This is a genomic window from Serratia sp. CY43202 (assembly GCF_052168755.1).
Classification (GTDB): Bacteria; Pseudomonadota; Gammaproteobacteria; order Enterobacterales; family Enterobacteriaceae; genus Serratia; species Serratia bockelmannii.
This window is the reverse complement of the sequence record NZ_JBJNMB010000012.1, coordinates 134,803-151,769: the sequence shown is the minus strand read 5'-3', so window position 1 is coordinate 151,769 and position 16,967 is coordinate 134,803. Positions and strand designations below refer to the sequence as shown.

Here is a 16,967-nt window from a genome sequence, read left to right as displayed (position 1 = left end):
TGCGGTGCGGTAACGTCTCCGGAGGCGGTGGGTTATGGGCATGGCCCGTGCAGGCAAAAAAGGGGATGAGAGCGGTAAGCTCCAGCAGAGTATCGGGTAATGAGGTAGGGCGGTTGGACCCGGCGGAAGGCCGCGGATAACAACGCCTTGAGGGGGTAATCATGATCAGTACCGTCGCGCTGTTTTGGGCCTTATGTGTGGTGTGTGTGGTAAACATGGTGCGGTATTACTCTTCTCTGCGCGCGCTGCTGGTGGTATTGCGCGGCTGTGACCCGTTGCTGTACCAGTACGTCGACGGCGGCGGTTTTTTCACCGCCCACGGGCAACCCAGCAAGCAGCTGAGGCTGGTGCGCTATATCTTCGCGCAGCGCTATGTCGAGCATCACGATCCGGAGTTTATCCGCCGCTGCGAGCGGGTGCGCGGGCAGTTTATGCTGACCTCGGCCCTGTGCGGCCTGGTGGTCATCAGCCTGATAGCGCTGATGATCTGGTATTAATGCCTTCCTGTTTCCCTTGATGCAGGCAAAAAAAAGGCGGCCCTGGGGCCGCCTTCCTCATGATGCTTATCGCTTAGATCAGCTTCAACGCAACCCAATACAGCGCACCGGAAAGCAGGATCGAGATTGGTAGGGTCAGTACCCAGGCCAACAGGATGTTCTTCACGGTTTTGCTCTGCACGCCGCCGCCGTCCACGATCATCGTCCCGGCAACCGCCGAAGAGAGGACGTGGGTGGTGGAGACCGGCATGCCGGTATAACTCGCCACGCCGATAGACAGCGCCGCGGTCATCTGGGCCGATACGCCCTGGGCGTAAGTCATGCCTTTCTTGCCGATCTTCTCGCCGATGGTGGTGGCCACGCGTTTCCAACCCACCATGGTACCGAGCGACAGCGCCAGCGCGACGGCGACGATGATCCACATCGGCGCGTACTCGACGGTCTGCAGCAGATCCTGACGCAGGTTCTTCAGGAAACGCTGGTCGGCGGATGAGGTTTCCGGCAGCTTGGCGACTTTATCCGCCGTGTCGGTCACGCACATCAGCAGGCGGCGCAGGTGGCTGCGCTGGTCAACCGTCAGCTGATCGTAGCTTTGCAGGTTGGTCAGCATGCCCTGAGCCAGCTCGATCGCCGGCATGGCGCGCGAACTGTCGCAGTGGAACTCGGCAGGCTTGCCAGGCGCGGCTTCGTCATCCGGGCTTGGCACCAGCGGCGTCAGCGACACCGCATGCGACAGCGCGTCGCCGTGCTGCTGGTAATATTGCTGCAGGTGGGTCACGGCATCACGCGTACGGGTGATGTCATAACCGGTTGCATTCATATTGACCACGAAGCCAGCCGGCGCAACGCCGATCAGCACCAGCATGATAAGGCCGATACCTTTCTGGCCGTCGTTGGCGCCGTGCGAGAAGCTGACGCCAATCGCCGACAGGATCAGCGCGATACGGGTCCAGAACGGCGGCTTGCGTTTGCCGTCGACCTTTTCACGTTCCGCAGGGGTCATGTGGATACGCTGGCGTTTCTTGGTGCCACTCCAATAGCGGCGCAAGGCGAACACCATCACTCCCGCTACCATCATGCCGACCAGCGGCGAGAACAGCAGAGAAAGGAAAATGCCAATCATTTTCGGGACGTTAAGCGCATCCACGACCGAGGTGTGGGTCATCAGGGCGTTGGTTAAACCGACACCGATGATTGCGCCTATCAGCGTATGGGAACTGGAGGCCGGCAAACCGAAATACCAGGTGCCGAGGTTCCAGATGATTGCCGCCAGCAGCATGGAGAAGACCATGGCTAATCCGTGTGCTGAACTGACGTTCAACAACAGATCGGTAGGCAGCAAGTGGACGATGGCGTAAGCAACACTCAAACCGCCGAGCATTACGCCAAGAAAGTTGAACAAACCTGCCATCACGACCGCAAGTTGCGAGCGCATGGCGCGGGTATAAATAACTGTAGCGACCGCATTGGCCGTATCATGAAAACCGTTGATGGCTTCATAAAACAACACGAACAACAATGCGAGAATTAACATCAGGCCGGTATGGAAATCCAGGCCAGCGAACAAATGCAGCATAAGCGTTACGCCAGTTTGTGGACATGAACGCCGCGCATTATCAGTGACAACCGGGGCCGGGGAAAAGGAAAATATGACGTTTTTTTGATTTGGACATGACGAAACGATGACGCGCCTATAACAAAAATATGGAATATCAACGCGTTAATCTGCTCTGACCTCTGTAATATTTTCTTACTATGGCGTTGGCGCCGCCGGGGCTTTACAATCTGCCGCCGTGAATTTGGCGGTGACCGGCGGCGAAACGGCGTAATATGGCGCTCTTTTGTCGCGATTGTGGTTTTGATAAGTGAGGCTCAGGTGGAACAGTTTGATGTCGTAGTGATTGGGGCGGGCGCCGCCGGCATGTTTTGCGCCGCGCAGGCGGGGCAACTCGGTTGCCGCGTATTGCTGCTCGACAACGGCAAAAAACCGGGCCGCAAGATCCTGATGTCCGGCGGTGGGCGCTGCAACTTCACCAACATGTACGCCGAACCGGCGGCCTATCTGTCGAACAACCCGCACTTCTGCAAGTCGGCGCTGGCGCGCTACACCCAGTGGGACTTCATCGATCTGATCAACCGTTACGGCATCGCCTACCATGAAAAAACGCTGGGGCAGCTGTTCTGCGACGATTCGGCGCAGCAGGTGGTGGATCTGCTGGTCAAAGAGTGCGAGCTGGGCCAGGTGACGATGCGCCTGCGCAGCGAAGTGCTGGACGTAGAGAAAACCGAGAATGGCTACGCGCTGGCGCTGAATGGTGAAAAAGTGAGCGCTCGTTCACTTGTGGTGGCCAGCGGCGGATTATCCATGCCGGGGTTGGGCGCGTCGCCGTTCGGTTACAAACTGGCTGAGCAGTTCGGCCTTAAGGTGCTGCCGACGCGCGCCGGGCTGGTGCCGTTTACCCTGCATAAACCGCTGTTGGAGCATGTACAGACGCTGTCCGGCGTCTCGGTGCCGGCGGTGATCACCGCCGAGAACGGCGTCAGCTTCCGTGAAAGCATTCTGTTTACCCATCGCGGCCTGTCCGGCCCGGCGGTGCTGCAGCTGTCCAGCTACTGGCAACCGGGTGAGTATGTGAGCGTTAACTTACTTCCTGAGCTGGATTTGGCGGCCTTCCTGGATGATCAACGCCGGGAGCACCCGAACCAAAGCCTGAAAAACACCCTGGCGCTGCAATTGCCGAAGCGGCTGGTGGAGTGTTTGCAGACCCTGGGACAGTTGCCGGAGGCGACGCTGAAGCAGCTGAATGCGCCGCAGCAGGCGGCGCTGGTGGATCTGTTGCAGAACTGGCGCGTGCAGCCGAACGGTACCGAAGGCTACCGCACGGCGGAAGTGACGCTTGGCGGCGTCGACACCAATGAACTTTCCTCCAAGACGATGGAGGCCCACAAGGCGCCGGGGCTCTACTTTATCGGCGAAGTGGTGGACGTGACCGGGTGGTTGGGCGGCTACAACTTCCAGTGGGCCTGGAGCTCGGCCTGGGCCTGCGCCCAGGCGCTGGCGGCGCAGGGGCGTTAACGTTCAGCAGTGACGGGTTAGGCCGATTTTTTTGGCATAAAACGCAGACACAACCCCGCGACAGCTGCATAAAGCATTAGCAGGCAGGTTGTCGAAAGCGCTTGCGGATCGCCGAGACCCCATTCATTAGACTTGTGAACCATTTCCAACGCCATGTCCGGTGTCAGCAGCAGCCGAGAGGGAATGATGTTCGGCAAGACAGCGAATACCAGGACAAAAATCACCGAGGCGATCGGTTTTCTCATATGGGGCAGCGCCTCTCATAGCCAATGACATTGATAGAACCATAAGCTAGCAGCTTATTGTTGGTGCGTGGAACACCTACCCGTGGCGTTCAAACAGATGGGGCCGATAAGGCTCCATTATCTATGGCACGTTAATCTCATCCCGCCGGCCCTTTCAATTCCACGCGATTACCGTCCGGATCGCTGAAATAAATGGACGGCCCGTCGCCTTCCGCCCCATAGCGCGATTCGGCGGGATCAACGCCGATCCCCTGCGATCGCAGATAGGTCAACAACGCCTCTTCGTTGAACGGATCGATGCGCAGGCAGACGTGATCGACATTTTGCCTATGAGGATCGGGCGCTTCGCCGCCTTTTTTCCCCAGCACGCCATTGATGTCCACCAGGTCGATCATGGAGGCACCGGCGCGCAGGTGCACCAGCCCCAAATCCGGTCGCTGTTTGGCGATATCACAGCCGATGACCTGGGTATAAAAACGCAGGCTGTTCTGCATATCGCGCACGCGCAGAACCACATGATCCAGCCGTTGCAAGTTGAAGGGGCGCACGGTCATCTCCTCAAATGAACATCTCCTTTACAGCATAAGCGGCGATGACGGATTTATCCTGCTGCGCGGCGTGCCCGTTCGTGCGCCCAAACCCCAAAAAAAAACGGCCGATGGGTGCAGCCATCGACCGTGGGGCTTAAGCGTTCAAGCGTTAACGAGGGAAGTTGCCGCTCAGCGCATCCAGGCCGCCCTGGTAGATGCCGCTGAACAGGGCGATGGCCTCGTCGTCGCTGATGTTGACCGGCGTGAAGCTGCCCGACCATTCCACGCGCGCCACGTTGGCGTCGTCGGTGGCGTGCACTGACAGGGTGGACAGGTAATTCACCACCGGGAACGGCGCTTGCATGATGGAGTAGCTGTAGCTGCGTTGACGGTTGTCGAACGCTTCCAGCCGCTCGATGACGATACCGCCGTCGGCGGTGGTTAAGGTACGCACGCGGCCGCCTTCAGAAACGACGCTTTTTGGGATGAACGGCAGCCAGTCAGGCAAGGCGTCGAAGCCGCCGATCAGTTGCCATACGGTGTCGGCAGATGCCGGGATGTCCATAGAGACGGATGTAGTAGCCATTTTCTTTCTCTCTTAATATCGGTTTCGGATACAGGGTTACATTGCCAGCGTATCTACGACGCCGCCGTCAACGCGCAGCGCCGCGCCGGTGGTGGCCGAAGACAGCGGAGAGGCGAGGTAAACGGCCAGGTTGGCCACTTCATCGACGTCCGCCGCGCGCTGAATGATGGAGCTTGGGCGTTCGGTTTTAACGAACTCGTCGGCCTGATCGCGTGCGCTGCGCCCGGATTTGGCCGCCGCATCCGCCAGCATTTCTTGCAGGCCTTCGGTAAAGGTTGGCCCCGGCAGAATGGCGTTGACCGTCACACCGGTGCCGGCGAGGCGTTTCGCCAGGCCGTGAGACACCGCCAGGTTGGCGCTTTTGGTGACGCCGTAGTTGATCATGTCCGCCGGGATGGCGACGCCGGATTCGGACGACACGAAAATAATGCGTCCCCAACCCTGCTCGGTCATGCTCCACGCATAGTGGCGCGCAAGACGCACGCCCGAGAGGACGTTGACGTTATAGAAGTGCATCCACTCGCTGTCGGGCACGGTAAAGAAGTCTTTATCGTTGAAAATGCCCAGGTTGTTGATCAGCACGTCGGCTTTCGGTTCCGCGGCGAACAGGGTAGCAGCCCCTTGTTCCGTCCCGAGATCCGCGACCACGCCGCGTACCTGCGCGCCGGGCACGTTGGCGCTGATGTCGGCGATGGCGTGATCGACCCCGCTTTTCTGACGGCCGACGATCACGACGGTGGCGCCCGTTTTGGCGAGCCCGCGCGCGATGCCGAGGCCGATGCCGGAGGTGGAGCCGCTGACGACGGCGACTTTGCCTGAAAGATCCAGTTTCATCATGTATCTCATCGAGTTAATGGGGGTAATGGGGCCATGCGGCCCCATAAAACTTAACGAATCGGCAGCGGCGCGTTGTCGGCCACCAGTTTCTGACGGCGCATTTCGGCCCAGAATTCAGCCGGGATAACGGCGTCCAGCGCAGCCAGATCTTCGGCCATGCGGCCAGGGCGGCTCGAACCGGGGATCACGGCGGCGACCGCCGGGTTAGCCAGCGCGAACTGCAGCGCGGCGGCTTTGACGTCGACCTGGAAGCGAGCGGCGATCGCTTTGATTTGCGCCACTTTCGCCAACACCGCCGGGGATGCTTTCTGGTATTCGTAGTGCTCGCCACCGGCCAGCACGCCGGAGTTGTAAGGGCCGCCGACGACAATGTCGACGTTGCTCGCCAGGGCTTCCGGCATCAAACGCTGCAGCGCGCGTTCATGATCCAGCAGGCTGTAACGGCCGGCCAGCAGGAAGGCGTCCGGCTGCGTTTCGCTCAGACCCAGCGCCAATTCGCAAGGCTCGACGCGGTTGACGCCGAGGCCCCAGGCCTTGATCACCCCTTCTTCACGCAGACGGGTCAGCGCGCGGAAAGCGCCGGTGCGAGCGATGTTGAACTGCTCAATCCAGTTGTCGCCGTAAAAGTCCTGGGCCGGATCGTGGATCCAGACGATGTCCAGACGGTCGGTTTTCAGGCGCTTCAGGCTGTCTTCAATGGAACGCAGCGTGGCGTCGGCGGAGTAGTCGTTGACGATCTTGTTCTTCAAACCGTGTTCGAACAAACCGCCTTTCTCACCCAGATCGCGGGCGGAGGTGTCTTCTTCTTCGTCCAGCATGATGCGGCCCACTTTGGTGCTCAGCACATACTCGTCGCGTGGGTATTGCGACAGCACTTCACCCATGCGGATTTCCGACAGGCCGGAACCGTAGAGCGGCGCGGTGTCGAAGTAGCGGATGCCCAGATCCCAGGCGCCGCTGACGGTGGCTTGCACGTCCTCTTGCGGGATGTTGCGGAACATATTGCCAAGCGGCGCGCCGCCCAAACCGATCTTGCCGGGTAAAATATTTTTGATGCTCATAGTCGATCCTCAATACGTTATCTTTTCAGGGAAACTTATGGGGCTCATACCTGTCTGCCCCGTCACGAGGCTAAAGATAACGTGGCAAGTTGTGACTTGATAGGACATAATTCGTCTAAGTTAAGTCCTTTGAGGTCTCACATGATCGATTTACGTCAGTTGAAATACTTTGTCGCGGTGGCGGAAGAGGAGCACGTCGGCCGCGCCGCCGAACGGCTGCACATTTCCCAGTCCCCACTGAGCAGGCAGATTTCCCAGCTTGAGGAGCGCCTCGGGTTGATGCTGTTTGAGCGCAATCAGCAGCGCATCCGCCTGACCGCCGACGGCCAGACGTTTCTGGCCGAAACCCGCGCGCTGTTGACGCACGCCAACCGGCTTGAGTCGCTCGGGCGCCGCCTGGGGCGGGGGGAAGACGGCGGGCTGTGCATCGGCTATATCGAAAATGCGATGCACTCCGGCGTTTTGTCGAACGCATTGCGATCGCTGCGGGTTTCCCGGCCGGATGTGCACATCGTGCTTTACAGCCAACCTTCTTCCATGCAGCTGGAAGGGCTGCGGCAGCGTAGCCTGGACGTGGCGTTGGTCAATACGGCGCCAGATCGTGACGATCAGGATTTGGACTATACGCAGGTGTTGGACGATCGCATGCTGCTGGCCCTGCCGCAGACGCATCCGCTGGCTGAAAGGGAGACGCTGCAGCCGGCGGATCTCACCGATCAGGCCTGGATCTCGGTGATCCACAAAGAGGATGCTCATTCGCGCGACGACTTTGTGGCGGCCTGCGTGAAGGCCGGGTTCGATCCGGATATTCGGCTGGAAGCGGGCGAGCCGCTGACCGCACTGGGGTTGGTCGCCGCCGGGTTGGGGATGACGCTGATCCAGCACAGCCTGCGGCATAACGCGCCGCAGGGCGTGGTGCTGCGCGAACTGCCCTGGATGCAATACACCACGCAGCTGTGGGCAGTGTGGCACAAGGCCAACCTGCGCCCGCTGGTCACCCATTTCCGCGAAGTGATGTCGGCCGGGCCGGCCTGCCACTGATCGCCGGCGGCGTCTACTACGGCACCGCGCGTAAAGCGGCCACGATCGCCGCCAGGTCGGCGCGCTGCTCGTCTGCCAGCGCGGGCTGCGCCTGTGCCGCATTCTCCGCCAGCAGGGTTTGCAGGCCGATCAGCCAGTCATAGATATAAAACGCGGTATTCTTGGTCGGCGTCGGCGCCAGTCGGGTTAGCCGCTGCTGGCCGCTCCAATCCACCGCCGGCTGCGGCGGCGGGGTAAAGATCGGCTGGCCGGGATTGACGCGGCTTTCGGGGCGCGTTGCCACATCGCGCCGCGGGAAGCCGAGCCAGGCGACGAAGTCGCCCAGTAGCGCCAGCGCCTGACTGATCTGCCGATCTTCACCCTGTTCCGGCAGGCCCCCGGCGCACAGTGCACGCTCCAGTTCGTCGTCGAGCTGCAGGCGGCAGGCGGCGCCGATCAGCGCATCGACCAGCAATTCCAGGTGTGGTTTCTCGACGCCGAGCAGATCCAGCAACCGGCGGCTGTCCGGCAGCGCACGCAGATGATTGACCCAGTCTGCGAAGATCCGTGCGGCAAAAGGCGATGCGGGCTGCTCGCCGGGCGCCGCAGGGTCTTGCTCGCCGAACAGATCGATATCCAGCCCGAACGGTGAAGGCGCCATCGTCGGAGCCGGTGCGGTGTGCTGCTGTTGCTGATAAAGCTGGCGCAGCGTATCGCGCTGGGGTAGCAACCGCTCCAGCAGTTCGCCGTGGCGGCCGGCCTGTGCCTGCAGTGCGCGCAGCAGCTGTTGCGCGCGTTGCTGCGTCGCGTGCGGATCGGCGGCGGTGAGCCAGTTGCCGAGCAGGCTTTCCGTCAGCTCGCGCTGCAATTCCTCACGCTGTTCGAGCAGGCGCGCTTGCTTGTGGGCCGGACGCGCCTGAGCGGCCAGGTAGTTCACCATGCGGCGACAGTCCTGTTCATCCAGCGCCAGCAGCGTGGCCCAGCTGTCGCCGGGCTCGCCGACCTGACGCTGGACGGCGTCGTCGGGCCGCGCTTTGCCTTCCTGACGCGAGTCGAACGGCGTGATTGCCCAGATTAAACCGGGCTTGCGGCGTTGGCGCAGCGCCGGGGTTTCCCCCTGGGTGTGGTTGACCCAATCGCCGAGCGCCTGGCCGATGCGCGCGGCGTCCTGCGGCGTGGCGGCGGCATCGGTCACCAGCAGCAGGCTGGCGTGCAGGCCGTCGGCGCAACGGGCCAGTAAATGGGCGCGCTTCGCCTGCTGCAGACGCTGCGCCGGCTCCGCCTGCGGACAGCTGCGGCTGCCGGGCAGGTCGATCAGCGCCACGTCGGCGGGCAAGCCTGCCTGCGCCGTTTGCGGCAGCAGGGTGGTCACTTCTGCGGTCAGCCAGGCCAGATCGCTCAGTGCGATCTCCCGTTCATCGCCGTTTTCGGTCATGACGGCGATCGTGGCGTTTTCCGGTGCGGCGCTTGCGGTCAGCAGCGCCAACGCGTGGCGCGGGGCATGAACCTGTCGGCTGCCGTCGAGCGCCTGCAACGCGTGCGCCAGCTGGCGATAACGCGCCGTCAACGTCGCCTCCTCTCCCCACAGCGGTGCAAACAGGCGCGCGCGATCGTCGATGCTCAGCTGCGGCGCCAGCGCCACGGCCTGCGGCCAGAAGTGCCTGTCGAGCGTGGGTTGCTCTTTGCCGCCGTGGCGGCGTTGGTTGTCCCACAGCGCCAGCACGGCGTTGCCATCGAGGCCATCGAGGGCGACGGCTTGGCGGTGGCGCGCCAACGCTTGCAAATGGCTGGCGATGGCGCGGGCGTCCCAGTCCGGGCGAAAGCCGCGCATCGCGGCGGCGTCGATCGTAATGGCCAACCACTGCGCTTCGTTGAGCAGCGCGAGGGCGATCGGATAATCGGCGGGCCCCGTTTCGGCCGCCGTGCAGTAGCGCACCGCGAGCGACAGGTCCGCGTTGAAGCGTTTGGCGCCAGGCGCCAGCGCCGCCAGCAGATGGGCCTTGGCGGCGGCGTTGTGGCCATACAAACCGATGGCGACCTGCGCAGGCCGGGTGTTTTCCAACTGGACGGCGCGGTTATGGCAACCGCGCAGACGCAGCGTCAGGCGATCGGCTTCCCGCTCCAGGCGGGCGGATTGTCGGCGTGTGGCGTCCACCCAGTCGATCGCCTGCACAATGCCGGCGCTGAGCGCGTTATTCGGAGCCGCTGGGGCAAAGGTGTGCGTTTTCATCGTGGGTAAATGCTCCCGCTGTCTATCCAGTAGTGGGTCGCACCGGAGGCGCTGGCAGCCAGGGTATTGAGTTTCAGTTGCAGGTGGTGAGCCGGGACGGGGCTGCCGTCGGCCAGCACCGCCTGCGCGATCTTGACGCTTTCGGCGCCCTGTTCGGCGCTGGCGGTGATGGCCAGACGCAGGCCGATCACCGCGTCGCCGGCCAGCTTGCGCGCCAGCTGGGCGTCATTGATGGTCAGCGTATAGAGCGGGGAGGCCGGCCAACGTTCGTTGTCCAACTGGCGGAAGCCCAGACGCAGTGGGCCGCGCAGCTGGAAGCTGACGGCGGGATCGAGCGCGAAATCGGCGCGATCCAGATCGATATCGCGGTAATAGACGTTATCGTCCGCCAGCATGTTGTTGCCGTTCAGCATGCCCAGATAGCGAATGGTGGAGTAGGGCTGGAAATCGCCGACGTTGAAGTAAAAGCTCTCCAGCCGCAGATCGATCGCCAGCAGGCACAGCATGGCGCCCACGGCAGCGGTGGATTTCGGGTTGTCGATGCGGCCGCGTTTGTTGAACGGGTACCAGCTGCGGGTGTGGTAGCCCTCGAGCGGCAGAATGCGGCTGGCGGGCAGCGGCTGCAGGTGGCGCAGCAGCGCCTGCACGCCGGGGAAACGCGCCGGGCGGCCGGTCAGCAGCAGCACGTCGCAGGTATACAGCGCCACCACTTCGGCCAGCAGGCGCAGGCAGCGGCCGATGCCGATGCGATCGGACAAGAAGGCGGCGTGCAGATCGGCCAGGCGGGTCACCAGCGGGGTGTGCAGAATATCGAAGGCGTCGCTGTCGGCTTCGCGCTGCACTTCGCCGTTGATAAACGCCAGCACCTGCGGCGTCGGCGGCTGCGGCAGCAGATCGCCGAGGTTGGCGGCGATTTCCGCCCGGCTGTCCAGCGGATCGTACTGCTCATAGGCACCGAGCAGCGCGCGCCCGGCGGGCATGAAGATCTGCAGCGCGGCCTGCTGACGCAGGGTGGAAAGCCCGTCCATGCGCCCTTCGTTGCCGAACAGTTTGTCCATCAGTGCCGCGGCGGCGTTCACGCCGGCGGCTTCGAACGCCTGTTGCACGGCGGGCAGGACAAACTGCTGGATGATGTCCAGCAGGATGTCGTCGCCGGCGACCTTAAAGCCCTCGCGGAACAGCAGGCGCGGGTTGATTTTGATGTTGTTGCCTACGCCGTCATCGAGCGAGTAGTGCGTGATCGCCAGATCGGTGGTGCCGCCGCCGATGTCGATGGAGGCGATGCGCAACGTCTTGCCGGGCTGTTCACCCGGCGCCAGCGGCCGATCGGGCCGCGCCATGGCGGCGAAGAAGGCGTCGGTGCGGCCGGCGAAGTTCACCTGGGTTTCGTTGTACAGATAGACCATCTGGCCGCAGGTGGCTTCGTCCCACTCGATCTGCACTTGCGGCGCCGGGAGGCGGGTGTGCTCGCCGTTGAACGGCGCATCCTGCGGGTGCCAGCCGAGGGCTTTCCATACCAGCCCAATCGCTTCCTGCATGCGGCGGCGGAAGATCTCGCGCTCCGGCTTCGGCATCGCCGAAGGCAGCGTCAGGATGATGGCGCGTAAACGGCGCGGCGCGGTGGCGTTCGGCATGCGGCTGCGTTGGGCGATGCTGTTGATCTGCATCAGCGCCTGCGCCAACAGCTCGCTCAACATCAGGCTCATCACCGCACTGCGGCTGTAATGGGCGGCGAACACCGGCAGCCGTTCGGCCGTCGGCAGGGCGGACAGCGGCACGCCCTCATCGTTGATCAGGGTGGTCAACGGCGCGGCGGCGGCCATCGGCTCGTGCCGCTCGTTGAAGCGCCAGCCGGGCGCATAGCGCTCCTCGTCCCACAGATAACGCCGTGGGCTGGAGATGCCGGTGGTGCCTTCATGCCCTTCGCGTCGCTGCGCCAATTGCGCGGCTTCATGGCCGACGCGGGTGATGGACGGCCATTGGAAGGCATCGTCGCGTCCGCTCTGGAAGGACAGATGCGGCTTGCCGAACGCGGCCCGAGAAAACTCCACCCGGCTCTCGAACAGTTCGTTGTAGACCTGATGCGGTTCGGACAGCGAGCGCAGCTGCAGCTCATAGGTTTGCTTCAGGCCGTTGCTCTCTTCCGGATGGTCCTCGACCAGCACGCCGCAGGTGTGAGAATTGCCGACGTCCAGCACCAGATCGACGTCGATCGCCGGTTGTTGCAGCGTCGCCGCCACCATTTTTATCTGCGGCACCGCCAGCTGATGGCCGAGCATGTGCAACAGGTTGAGGTAGTGCGCCTGATACTCGAAGGTTTTCAGTCCGGCGTTGATCTCCGCCTCGGCGCGCTGTTCCCGCTCGGTGGCACGCTGGCTGAACGCCTCGCGCAGCCAGCCGTCCACCCAGGTCAGATCGAGGAACTCGCCCAGCTCGTGGTTGCGGTGCGCCAGCGTGAAGTTCAGCCCGGTGCCGAGATCGCTTTCGCCCGGCGCCAACGCTTCCTGGCCGGGCGCGGCGGCACGGGTGTCGAAGGCCAGCACCACGCGCAGCAGATTGCCGTCCTGATCCGGCTCATCCAACTGCACCACCTGCAGACGTGCCCAGTTATCCGGGCCCGATAAAAACATTCCCGAGGCGGTGTAGCGCAGGAACGGCAACGGCAGCCAGAGCTTATCCAGCAGGCGCAGCGACTGCTGCAGCGGGTAGCTGAACTCAGGCCGCACCACTTCGGCGGCTTGTCCGCCCTCGGCCGGCAGTTGGTATTTGCCGCTCTCGGCCTCCCATTGCAGGCGCAGCAGCGGGCCGCTGGCGGTCTTGCGTACGAATTTGCCGGGAAACTCGGTGTCCAGCCGCGGCGTCAGGGCAAAGTCCAGAAACTGAATGCCGCTGTCCTGAATCAGCGTAACGCCGTGTTTGTAGTCAGTGAGGGGGGCCAGCATCATTTACTCTCGCGCTTGAACGTCATGGGATAGGTGGTGTCCGCATCGTAGCGGCCGGTGCACTCCGCCGCGCCGGTCTCGCCCTGGCGGCAGACGATTTCCGGGATCTGATAGCGGCTGCCGTCGCTGCAGCGCGCCTTGGTGCGGCTGTTGATCACCAGATTGCCGGACTGCATCAGGCCGGCTTCGACCGCGACCCGGCAGGTGACGCCGTCGCCGTAGGCGATGATGGCGTTGCCTTTGCCCGCGTTCAGGCGGTATTGCAGGCTGGGGCGTTTGCCGGTGATCGGATCTTTCAGCGCCACCGTGGCGCGCCATTTGCCGTTAAGGAAACGGGTGGAGCCAGCCTTCACCGCCTCGGGTGGCAGCACCAGCGCATTTTTGTCCAGCGGTTGCGGGATGGTCGGCGCCGGGGGCGGCGGCATCAGCGTGGCGTGCGCCAGCGGCAAGCGCAGCTTAGGCAATGGCGCGGCGGTTTTTTCCGGTGGTGCCGGAGGGTGCACCTCAGCCGGCATCGCCGGTTGCGGCGGCGGTGAGCGGTGCAGCCAGGCGGCCAGCGCCGCACTGCCTAACAGCAGTACCGGTAACAGCCACAGCGCGTGGCGCCGACGCGGGCGCACGACGGCAGGGGATTTGACGGGGGCCGCCGGAGCGAGCACCGGTTCAGGCTCGGTGGCCGGTGTTGGTTTTGCCGGTTCAACAACGGCCGGCTTGCGTGGTGCGGCGGCGATCGGCGCCGGTTTTTCCACTTCCGATTCGAGCGGGCGCAGGCAGGCTAACGGATCGTCCGGGCTCTGCGCCTGCGGTTTGATAAAGCCCCAAAAGGTCAGCACCGGTCGGTCGTCTACCAGGTAGACGTGGTTGGGATCGGGAATATGCATCGCTTTGGCCAGCAGCGCGCCGAACAGGCGGTGGCTGGGATGATCGGTCGCCCGGGTCTGTTCCGTCAGGCTGCGGAAGGTCGCCAGACAGTGTTCCAGGTGGCGCACCGCCTGCGCGCGCTGGGCGTCGCTTGCCGCCAGCCAGGAGGTCACCTTTCCCGGGAAGGGCGCATACCAGTCGATGCGGGTGCCGCTTTCGTTCGGCTGGGGGATCGCCAGACAGTCGGCGGCCTGCGGATGCCGGCGAAGACGCAGGGTTTCCCGCAGCTGCTGCGCGCAGGCGTAGATCGGTTGCCCGTTCTCGCCTAAAGCGAGCACATCATCCAAACTGCCACTGCGTAAGAAGGGTTTCACCACGGCACCGCACCTTGTCCTGTTCTGCAAAAACGCATAAAAGTCCATGATACCCCGCAGGCGGCGGCGCCAAACGGCCAAGGACAGCCCGAAAAACGCCCTTCTTCGGCGTTAGCGATGCGCTTTGGCAACCGGCACAGTGAAAATCTCGCTATCTGGACCTGTCCGTGAGCCGCTTTATCTGAAAAATAGAACGCAACCCCGGCAAGCGACGCCGGGGAATGCTGTTCTCTTTCACTATGACCTCGCCTCGCGGGTTGCCGATTTCGGTATGCCTCAGGCGTGCGGAGCGTTCGCATCATGGACAGTCAGTCTGAAAAAACTCTCGTTGTTACCCCCGCTCATCCCGTTGTCGGACATTCCGCTCAGGGCTGGATGAACGGCTTCCTCGGCATGATTATCTTCAGCGGCTCGCTGCCCGCCACGCGGGTGGCGGTGCTGGAGCTCGATCCGCTGTTTCTGACGGCAGTCAGGGCGGCGATCGCCGCCTTGCTGGCCCTGTGCGCGTTGCTGATCACCCGCCAGGCGCGGCCGACGAGGGCCGATTTGCCGCCGCTGCTGTTTGTGGCGCTCGGCGTGGTCATCGGCTTCCCGCTGCTGACGGCGCTGGCGCTGCAGCACACCACCTCGGCGCATTCGCTGGTGTATATCGGCCTGCTGCCGCTGGCGACCGCCGGTTTTGGCGTCTTGCGCGGCGGAGAGCGGCCCAAGCCCGCTTTTTGGGCCTTTTCCGGTATCGGGGCCGCGCTGGTGGGGGCGTTCGCGCTGAGCCAGGAAAGCGGCGGTGCCTGGCAGGGGGATGCGCTGATGATCGGCGCGGTGCTGCTGTGCGGTCTGGGTTATGCCGAAGGGGCGGTGCTGTCGCGCCGGATCGGTGGCTGGCAGGTGATCTCCTGGGCGCTGGTGGTCGCCTTGCCGTTGACGCTGGTGGCGGCGTGGTGGGCGGCGCCGGCCACTTGGCCTGCCGTCAGCGGTGCCGCCTGGCTGTCGCTGGTGTACGTCTCGGTGTTCAGCATGTGGATTGGGTTTATCTTCTGGTATCGCGGCCTGGCGCAGGGCGGCATCGCCGCCGTCGGGCAGCTGCAGCTGCTGCAGCCGTTCTTCGGCCTGATGCTGGCGGCCTGGCTGCTGCAGGAAACCGTTCAGCCGATGATGATCGCCGTGATGGCCGGCGTGGTGGTTTGCGTGTTCGGCGCCAAGCGTTTTTCCCGCTAGGCGCCGCTGCCGGCGCAGGCCAGGATCACTTCGCCGAGCCGTTTCACCGCCTGCTGTACCTGGCGATCATGGTAACCGCCCAATCCCAGCACCAGACCCGGCTCACCGTGGCCGGGCGCATACATCGGCGACACCGCCCGCAGCGCCAACCCGGCTTCGTTGGCGCACTGGGCGACCCGCACGTCATCGAGATCTTTCCTCAGCCACAGCACCATGTGCATGCCCTGATCGCAGGGCTGCACTACCGCCAAATCGGCGGGGATATGCGTGTTGATCGCCTCGATCAGCACCCGGCGTTTCTCAGCGTAGACGCCGCGCATTTTGCGGATATGCCGGTCGAGATACCCTTCGGCGATAAAGGCGGCCAGTACGTGTTGATCCGCGCTGGGCGGGTGACGATCCATCAGGATCCGGGCGCCGCAAAAGGCGTCGACCAGCGGCGGCGGCACGATGGCGTAACCCAGCCGCAGCGAAGGGAACAGCACCTTGCTGAAGGTGCCGAGATAAAGCGTCCGCTCGGGCGCCAACCCTTGTAGCGAGGGGAACGGGTGGCCGGCGTAGCGCATCTCGCTGTCGTAATCGTCTTCCACGATCCAGGCCTGCCGCTCTTTGGCCCAGGCCAGCAGGGCGCTTCGTTTCGCCATGCTCATCGGCATGCCCAGCGGGTATTGATGCGACGGCGTGACAAAGGCGGCGCGGGCGTCGGCGGCCAGGCGCACGCCGGCGGCGACGTCGATGCCGTCGTTAGCGACGGGTACCCTGATCATGTGCCGATCGCGAAACAGGCTGTTAAAAAGGGCGGTGATGCCGGCGTAGGCGGGGTCCTCGACCCAGGCGCTGTCGCCGGCGTCCAGCAGGATCTGCGCGGCCAAATAGAGCCCTTGTTGCGTGCCGGCGGTGATGAGGATTTGTTGCGGCGTGCAGTTGACCGAGCGGGAACGGCGCACATAGTCGCAGATGGCTTCGCGCAGCGGCAACGCGCCCAGAGGATCGCCGTAGCCCGACGGGGCGCCGGGGCCGCGCGCCCGGATGCGGTTGCCGAGCCGCCGCCAGACATCGTCGGGCGCGGTATCGCCGATCGGCACCGAGACGGTGAACGGCACCGGCGGCAGCGCCCGCGCCTGGGCGGCGAAGCGCGCCAGATGCTGCGCCTGTGAAGAAAGCGGAACCGCTACCGCCGAACTCGCCTGCGCGTTGGCGTGCGGCGTGCGGCGCGGCGCCTGATAGTGGGCAACCCGGGTGCCGGAACCGGGCTGCGGTTCGAGAAAACCTTCCGCCGTCAGCTGAGCAAAGGCCTCCATTACCGTGCCGCGCGCCAGATTCAGCGCCGCCGACAGCCGGCGTGTCGAAGGCAGCAGATCGCCCGCTTTCAGATCGCCCCGATGGATGGCCTGGCGCAGGGCCTGCGCCAGCTGGTGGCTAAGCTGCCCCGCCTGGCGATCGAGCTCGCCGAGGGCGGGGACGTCAACGACTTGGGCTGTTCTGGGCATGTA

General features: G+C 63.6%; 14 protein-coding genes. 4 read left to right on the top strand and 10 right to left on the bottom strand.

Annotated features, from left to right (window positions below; genetic code table 11):
• The first annotated feature begins 161 nt into the window (after positions 1-161).
• Complete coding sequence (gene uspB / locus ACJ8J5_RS22920) at positions 162-497, top strand: universal stress protein UspB (RefSeq protein WP_016930435.1); 336 nt, start codon at positions 162-164, stop codon at positions 495-497.
• 73 nt (positions 498-570) lie between these two features.
• On the opposite strand, the gene pitA is transcribed toward uspB, so the two are convergent.
• Positions 571-2,073: an inorganic phosphate transporter PitA gene (gene pitA / locus ACJ8J5_RS22915; RefSeq protein WP_025304605.1), complete on the bottom strand. Its 1,503-nt coding sequence runs from the start codon at positions 2,071-2,073 to the stop codon at positions 571-573.
• 300 nt (positions 2,074-2,373) lie between these two features.
• Here pitA and ACJ8J5_RS22910 point away from each other — a divergent pair, with 300 nt between their 5' ends.
• Positions 2,374-3,573, top strand: coding sequence for an NAD(P)/FAD-dependent oxidoreductase (locus tag ACJ8J5_RS22910; protein WP_414105018.1), 1,200 nt, complete (start codon positions 2,374-2,376; stop codon positions 3,571-3,573).
• Positions 3,574-3,590: 17 nt separating this feature from the next.
• On the opposite strand, the gene ACJ8J5_RS22905 is transcribed toward ACJ8J5_RS22910, so the two are convergent.
• The 5 genes from ACJ8J5_RS22905 to ACJ8J5_RS22885 all read right to left on the bottom strand — a co-directional run bounded on the left by ACJ8J5_RS22905 (position 3,591) and on the right by ACJ8J5_RS22885 (position 6,832).
• Complete coding sequence (locus ACJ8J5_RS22905; protein ID WP_025304603.1) at positions 3,591-3,818, bottom strand: hypothetical protein; 228 nt, start codon at positions 3,816-3,818, stop codon at positions 3,591-3,593.
• 137 nt (positions 3,819-3,955) lie between these two features.
• Positions 3,956-4,372: a VOC family protein gene (locus ACJ8J5_RS22900; RefSeq protein WP_197836039.1), complete on the bottom strand. Its 417-nt coding sequence runs from the start codon at positions 4,370-4,372 to the stop codon at positions 3,956-3,958.
• Positions 4,373-4,517: 145 nt separating this feature from the next.
• Positions 4,518-4,934, bottom strand: a complete 417-nt coding sequence (locus tag ACJ8J5_RS22895; protein ID WP_197769831.1) for an SRPBCC family protein — start codon at positions 4,932-4,934, stop codon at positions 4,518-4,520.
• Positions 4,935-4,970: 36 nt separating this feature from the next.
• Positions 4,971-5,768, bottom strand: a complete 798-nt coding sequence (locus ACJ8J5_RS22890; RefSeq protein WP_414105029.1) for an SDR family NAD(P)-dependent oxidoreductase — start codon at positions 5,766-5,768, stop codon at positions 4,971-4,973.
• 53 nt (positions 5,769-5,821) lie between these two features.
• Positions 5,822-6,832 carry an aldo/keto reductase gene (locus tag ACJ8J5_RS22885; protein ID WP_060435182.1) on the bottom strand — a complete coding sequence of 337 codons (1,011 nt, stop codon included), beginning with the start codon at positions 6,830-6,832 and terminating at the stop codon, positions 5,822-5,824.
• A gap of 141 nt (positions 6,833-6,973) precedes the next feature.
• Between ACJ8J5_RS22885 and ACJ8J5_RS22880 the strand changes: the two genes are divergently transcribed.
• Positions 6,974-7,873 (top strand): LysR substrate-binding domain-containing protein, encoded by a 900-nt coding sequence (locus ACJ8J5_RS22880; protein WP_141972040.1) that lies wholly within the window; start codon positions 6,974-6,976, stop codon positions 7,871-7,873.
• A 16-nt stretch (positions 7,874-7,889) separates the two neighbouring features.
• Here the strand turns inward: ACJ8J5_RS22880 and ACJ8J5_RS22875 are convergent, their stop codons facing one another.
• From ACJ8J5_RS22875 to ACJ8J5_RS22865, 3 genes are read right to left on the bottom strand one after another with little or no spacing between them, the layout of a single operon-like run.
• Positions 7,890-10,082, bottom strand: coding sequence for a virulence factor SrfC family protein (locus tag ACJ8J5_RS22875; protein WP_147823705.1), 2,193 nt, complete (start codon positions 10,080-10,082; stop codon positions 7,890-7,892).
• Positions 10,079-13,024, bottom strand: coding sequence for a virulence factor SrfB (locus ACJ8J5_RS22870; protein WP_414105028.1), 2,946 nt, complete (start codon positions 13,022-13,024; stop codon positions 10,079-10,081). Before ACJ8J5_RS22870 ends, ACJ8J5_RS22875 begins: the two co-directional genes overlap by 4 nt.
• The gene (locus ACJ8J5_RS22865; RefSeq protein ID WP_197769827.1) at positions 13,024-14,262 is read right to left on the bottom strand and encodes an SrfA family protein; all 1,239 of its coding nucleotides are present in this window, start codon (positions 14,260-14,262) and stop codon (positions 13,024-13,026) included. Before ACJ8J5_RS22865 ends, ACJ8J5_RS22870 begins: the two co-directional genes overlap by 1 nt.
• Before the next feature lie 297 nt (positions 14,263-14,559).
• Between ACJ8J5_RS22865 and ACJ8J5_RS22860 the strand changes: the two genes are divergently transcribed.
• Positions 14,560-15,474 (top strand): DMT family transporter, encoded by a 915-nt coding sequence (locus tag ACJ8J5_RS22860; RefSeq protein WP_049205608.1) that lies wholly within the window; start codon positions 14,560-14,562, stop codon positions 15,472-15,474.
• On the opposite strand, the gene pdxR is transcribed toward ACJ8J5_RS22860, so the two are convergent.
• Positions 15,471-16,964, bottom strand: a complete 1,494-nt coding sequence (pdxR, locus tag ACJ8J5_RS22855; protein WP_147823707.1) for a MocR-like pyridoxine biosynthesis transcription factor PdxR — start codon at positions 16,962-16,964, stop codon at positions 15,471-15,473. The two genes, ACJ8J5_RS22860 and pdxR, sit on opposite strands and share 4 nt — an antisense overlap.
• Positions 16,965-16,967 lie beyond the last annotated feature (3 nt).

What these genes read in the sequence shown, in the direction of transcription:
- uspB (WP_016930435.1), top strand. Translation starts at nt 162, where the DNA reads ATGATCAGTACCGTCGCGCTGTTTTGGGCCTTATGTGTGGTGTGTGTG.
- pitA (WP_025304605.1), bottom strand. Translation starts at nt 2,073, where the DNA reads ATGCTGCATTTGTTCGCTGGCCTGGATTTCCATACCGGCCTGATGTTA.
- ACJ8J5_RS22905 (WP_025304603.1), bottom strand. Translation starts at nt 3,818, where the DNA reads ATGAGAAAACCGATCGCCTCGGTGATTTTTGTCCTGGTATTCGCTGTC.
- ACJ8J5_RS22900 (WP_197836039.1), bottom strand. Translation starts at nt 4,372, where the DNA reads ATGACCGTGCGCCCCTTCAACTTGCAACGGCTGGATCATGTGGTTCTG.
- ACJ8J5_RS22895 (WP_197769831.1), bottom strand. Translation starts at nt 4,934, where the DNA reads ATGGCTACTACATCCGTCTCTATGGACATCCCGGCATCTGCCGACACC.
- ACJ8J5_RS22890 (WP_414105029.1), bottom strand. Translation starts at nt 5,768, where the DNA reads ATGAAACTGGATCTTTCAGGCAAAGTCGCCGTCGTCAGCGGCTCCACC.
- ACJ8J5_RS22885 (WP_060435182.1), bottom strand. Translation starts at nt 6,832, where the DNA reads ATGAGCATCAAAAATATTTTACCCGGCAAGATCGGTTTGGGCGGCGCG.
- ACJ8J5_RS22880 (WP_141972040.1), top strand. Translation starts at nt 6,974, where the DNA reads ATGATCGATTTACGTCAGTTGAAATACTTTGTCGCGGTGGCGGAAGAG.
- ACJ8J5_RS22875 (WP_147823705.1), bottom strand. Translation starts at nt 10,082, where the DNA reads ATGAAAACGCACACCTTTGCCCCAGCGGCTCCGAATAACGCGCTCAGC.
- ACJ8J5_RS22870 (WP_414105028.1), bottom strand. Translation starts at nt 13,024, where the DNA reads ATGCTGGCCCCCCTCACTGACTACAAACACGGCGTTACGCTGATTCAG.
- ACJ8J5_RS22860 (WP_049205608.1), top strand. Translation starts at nt 14,560, where the DNA reads ATGGACAGTCAGTCTGAAAAAACTCTCGTTGTTACCCCCGCTCATCCC.
- pdxR (WP_147823707.1), bottom strand. Translation starts at nt 16,964, where the DNA reads ATGCCCAGAACAGCCCAAGTCGTTGACGTCCCCGCCCTCGGCGAGCTC.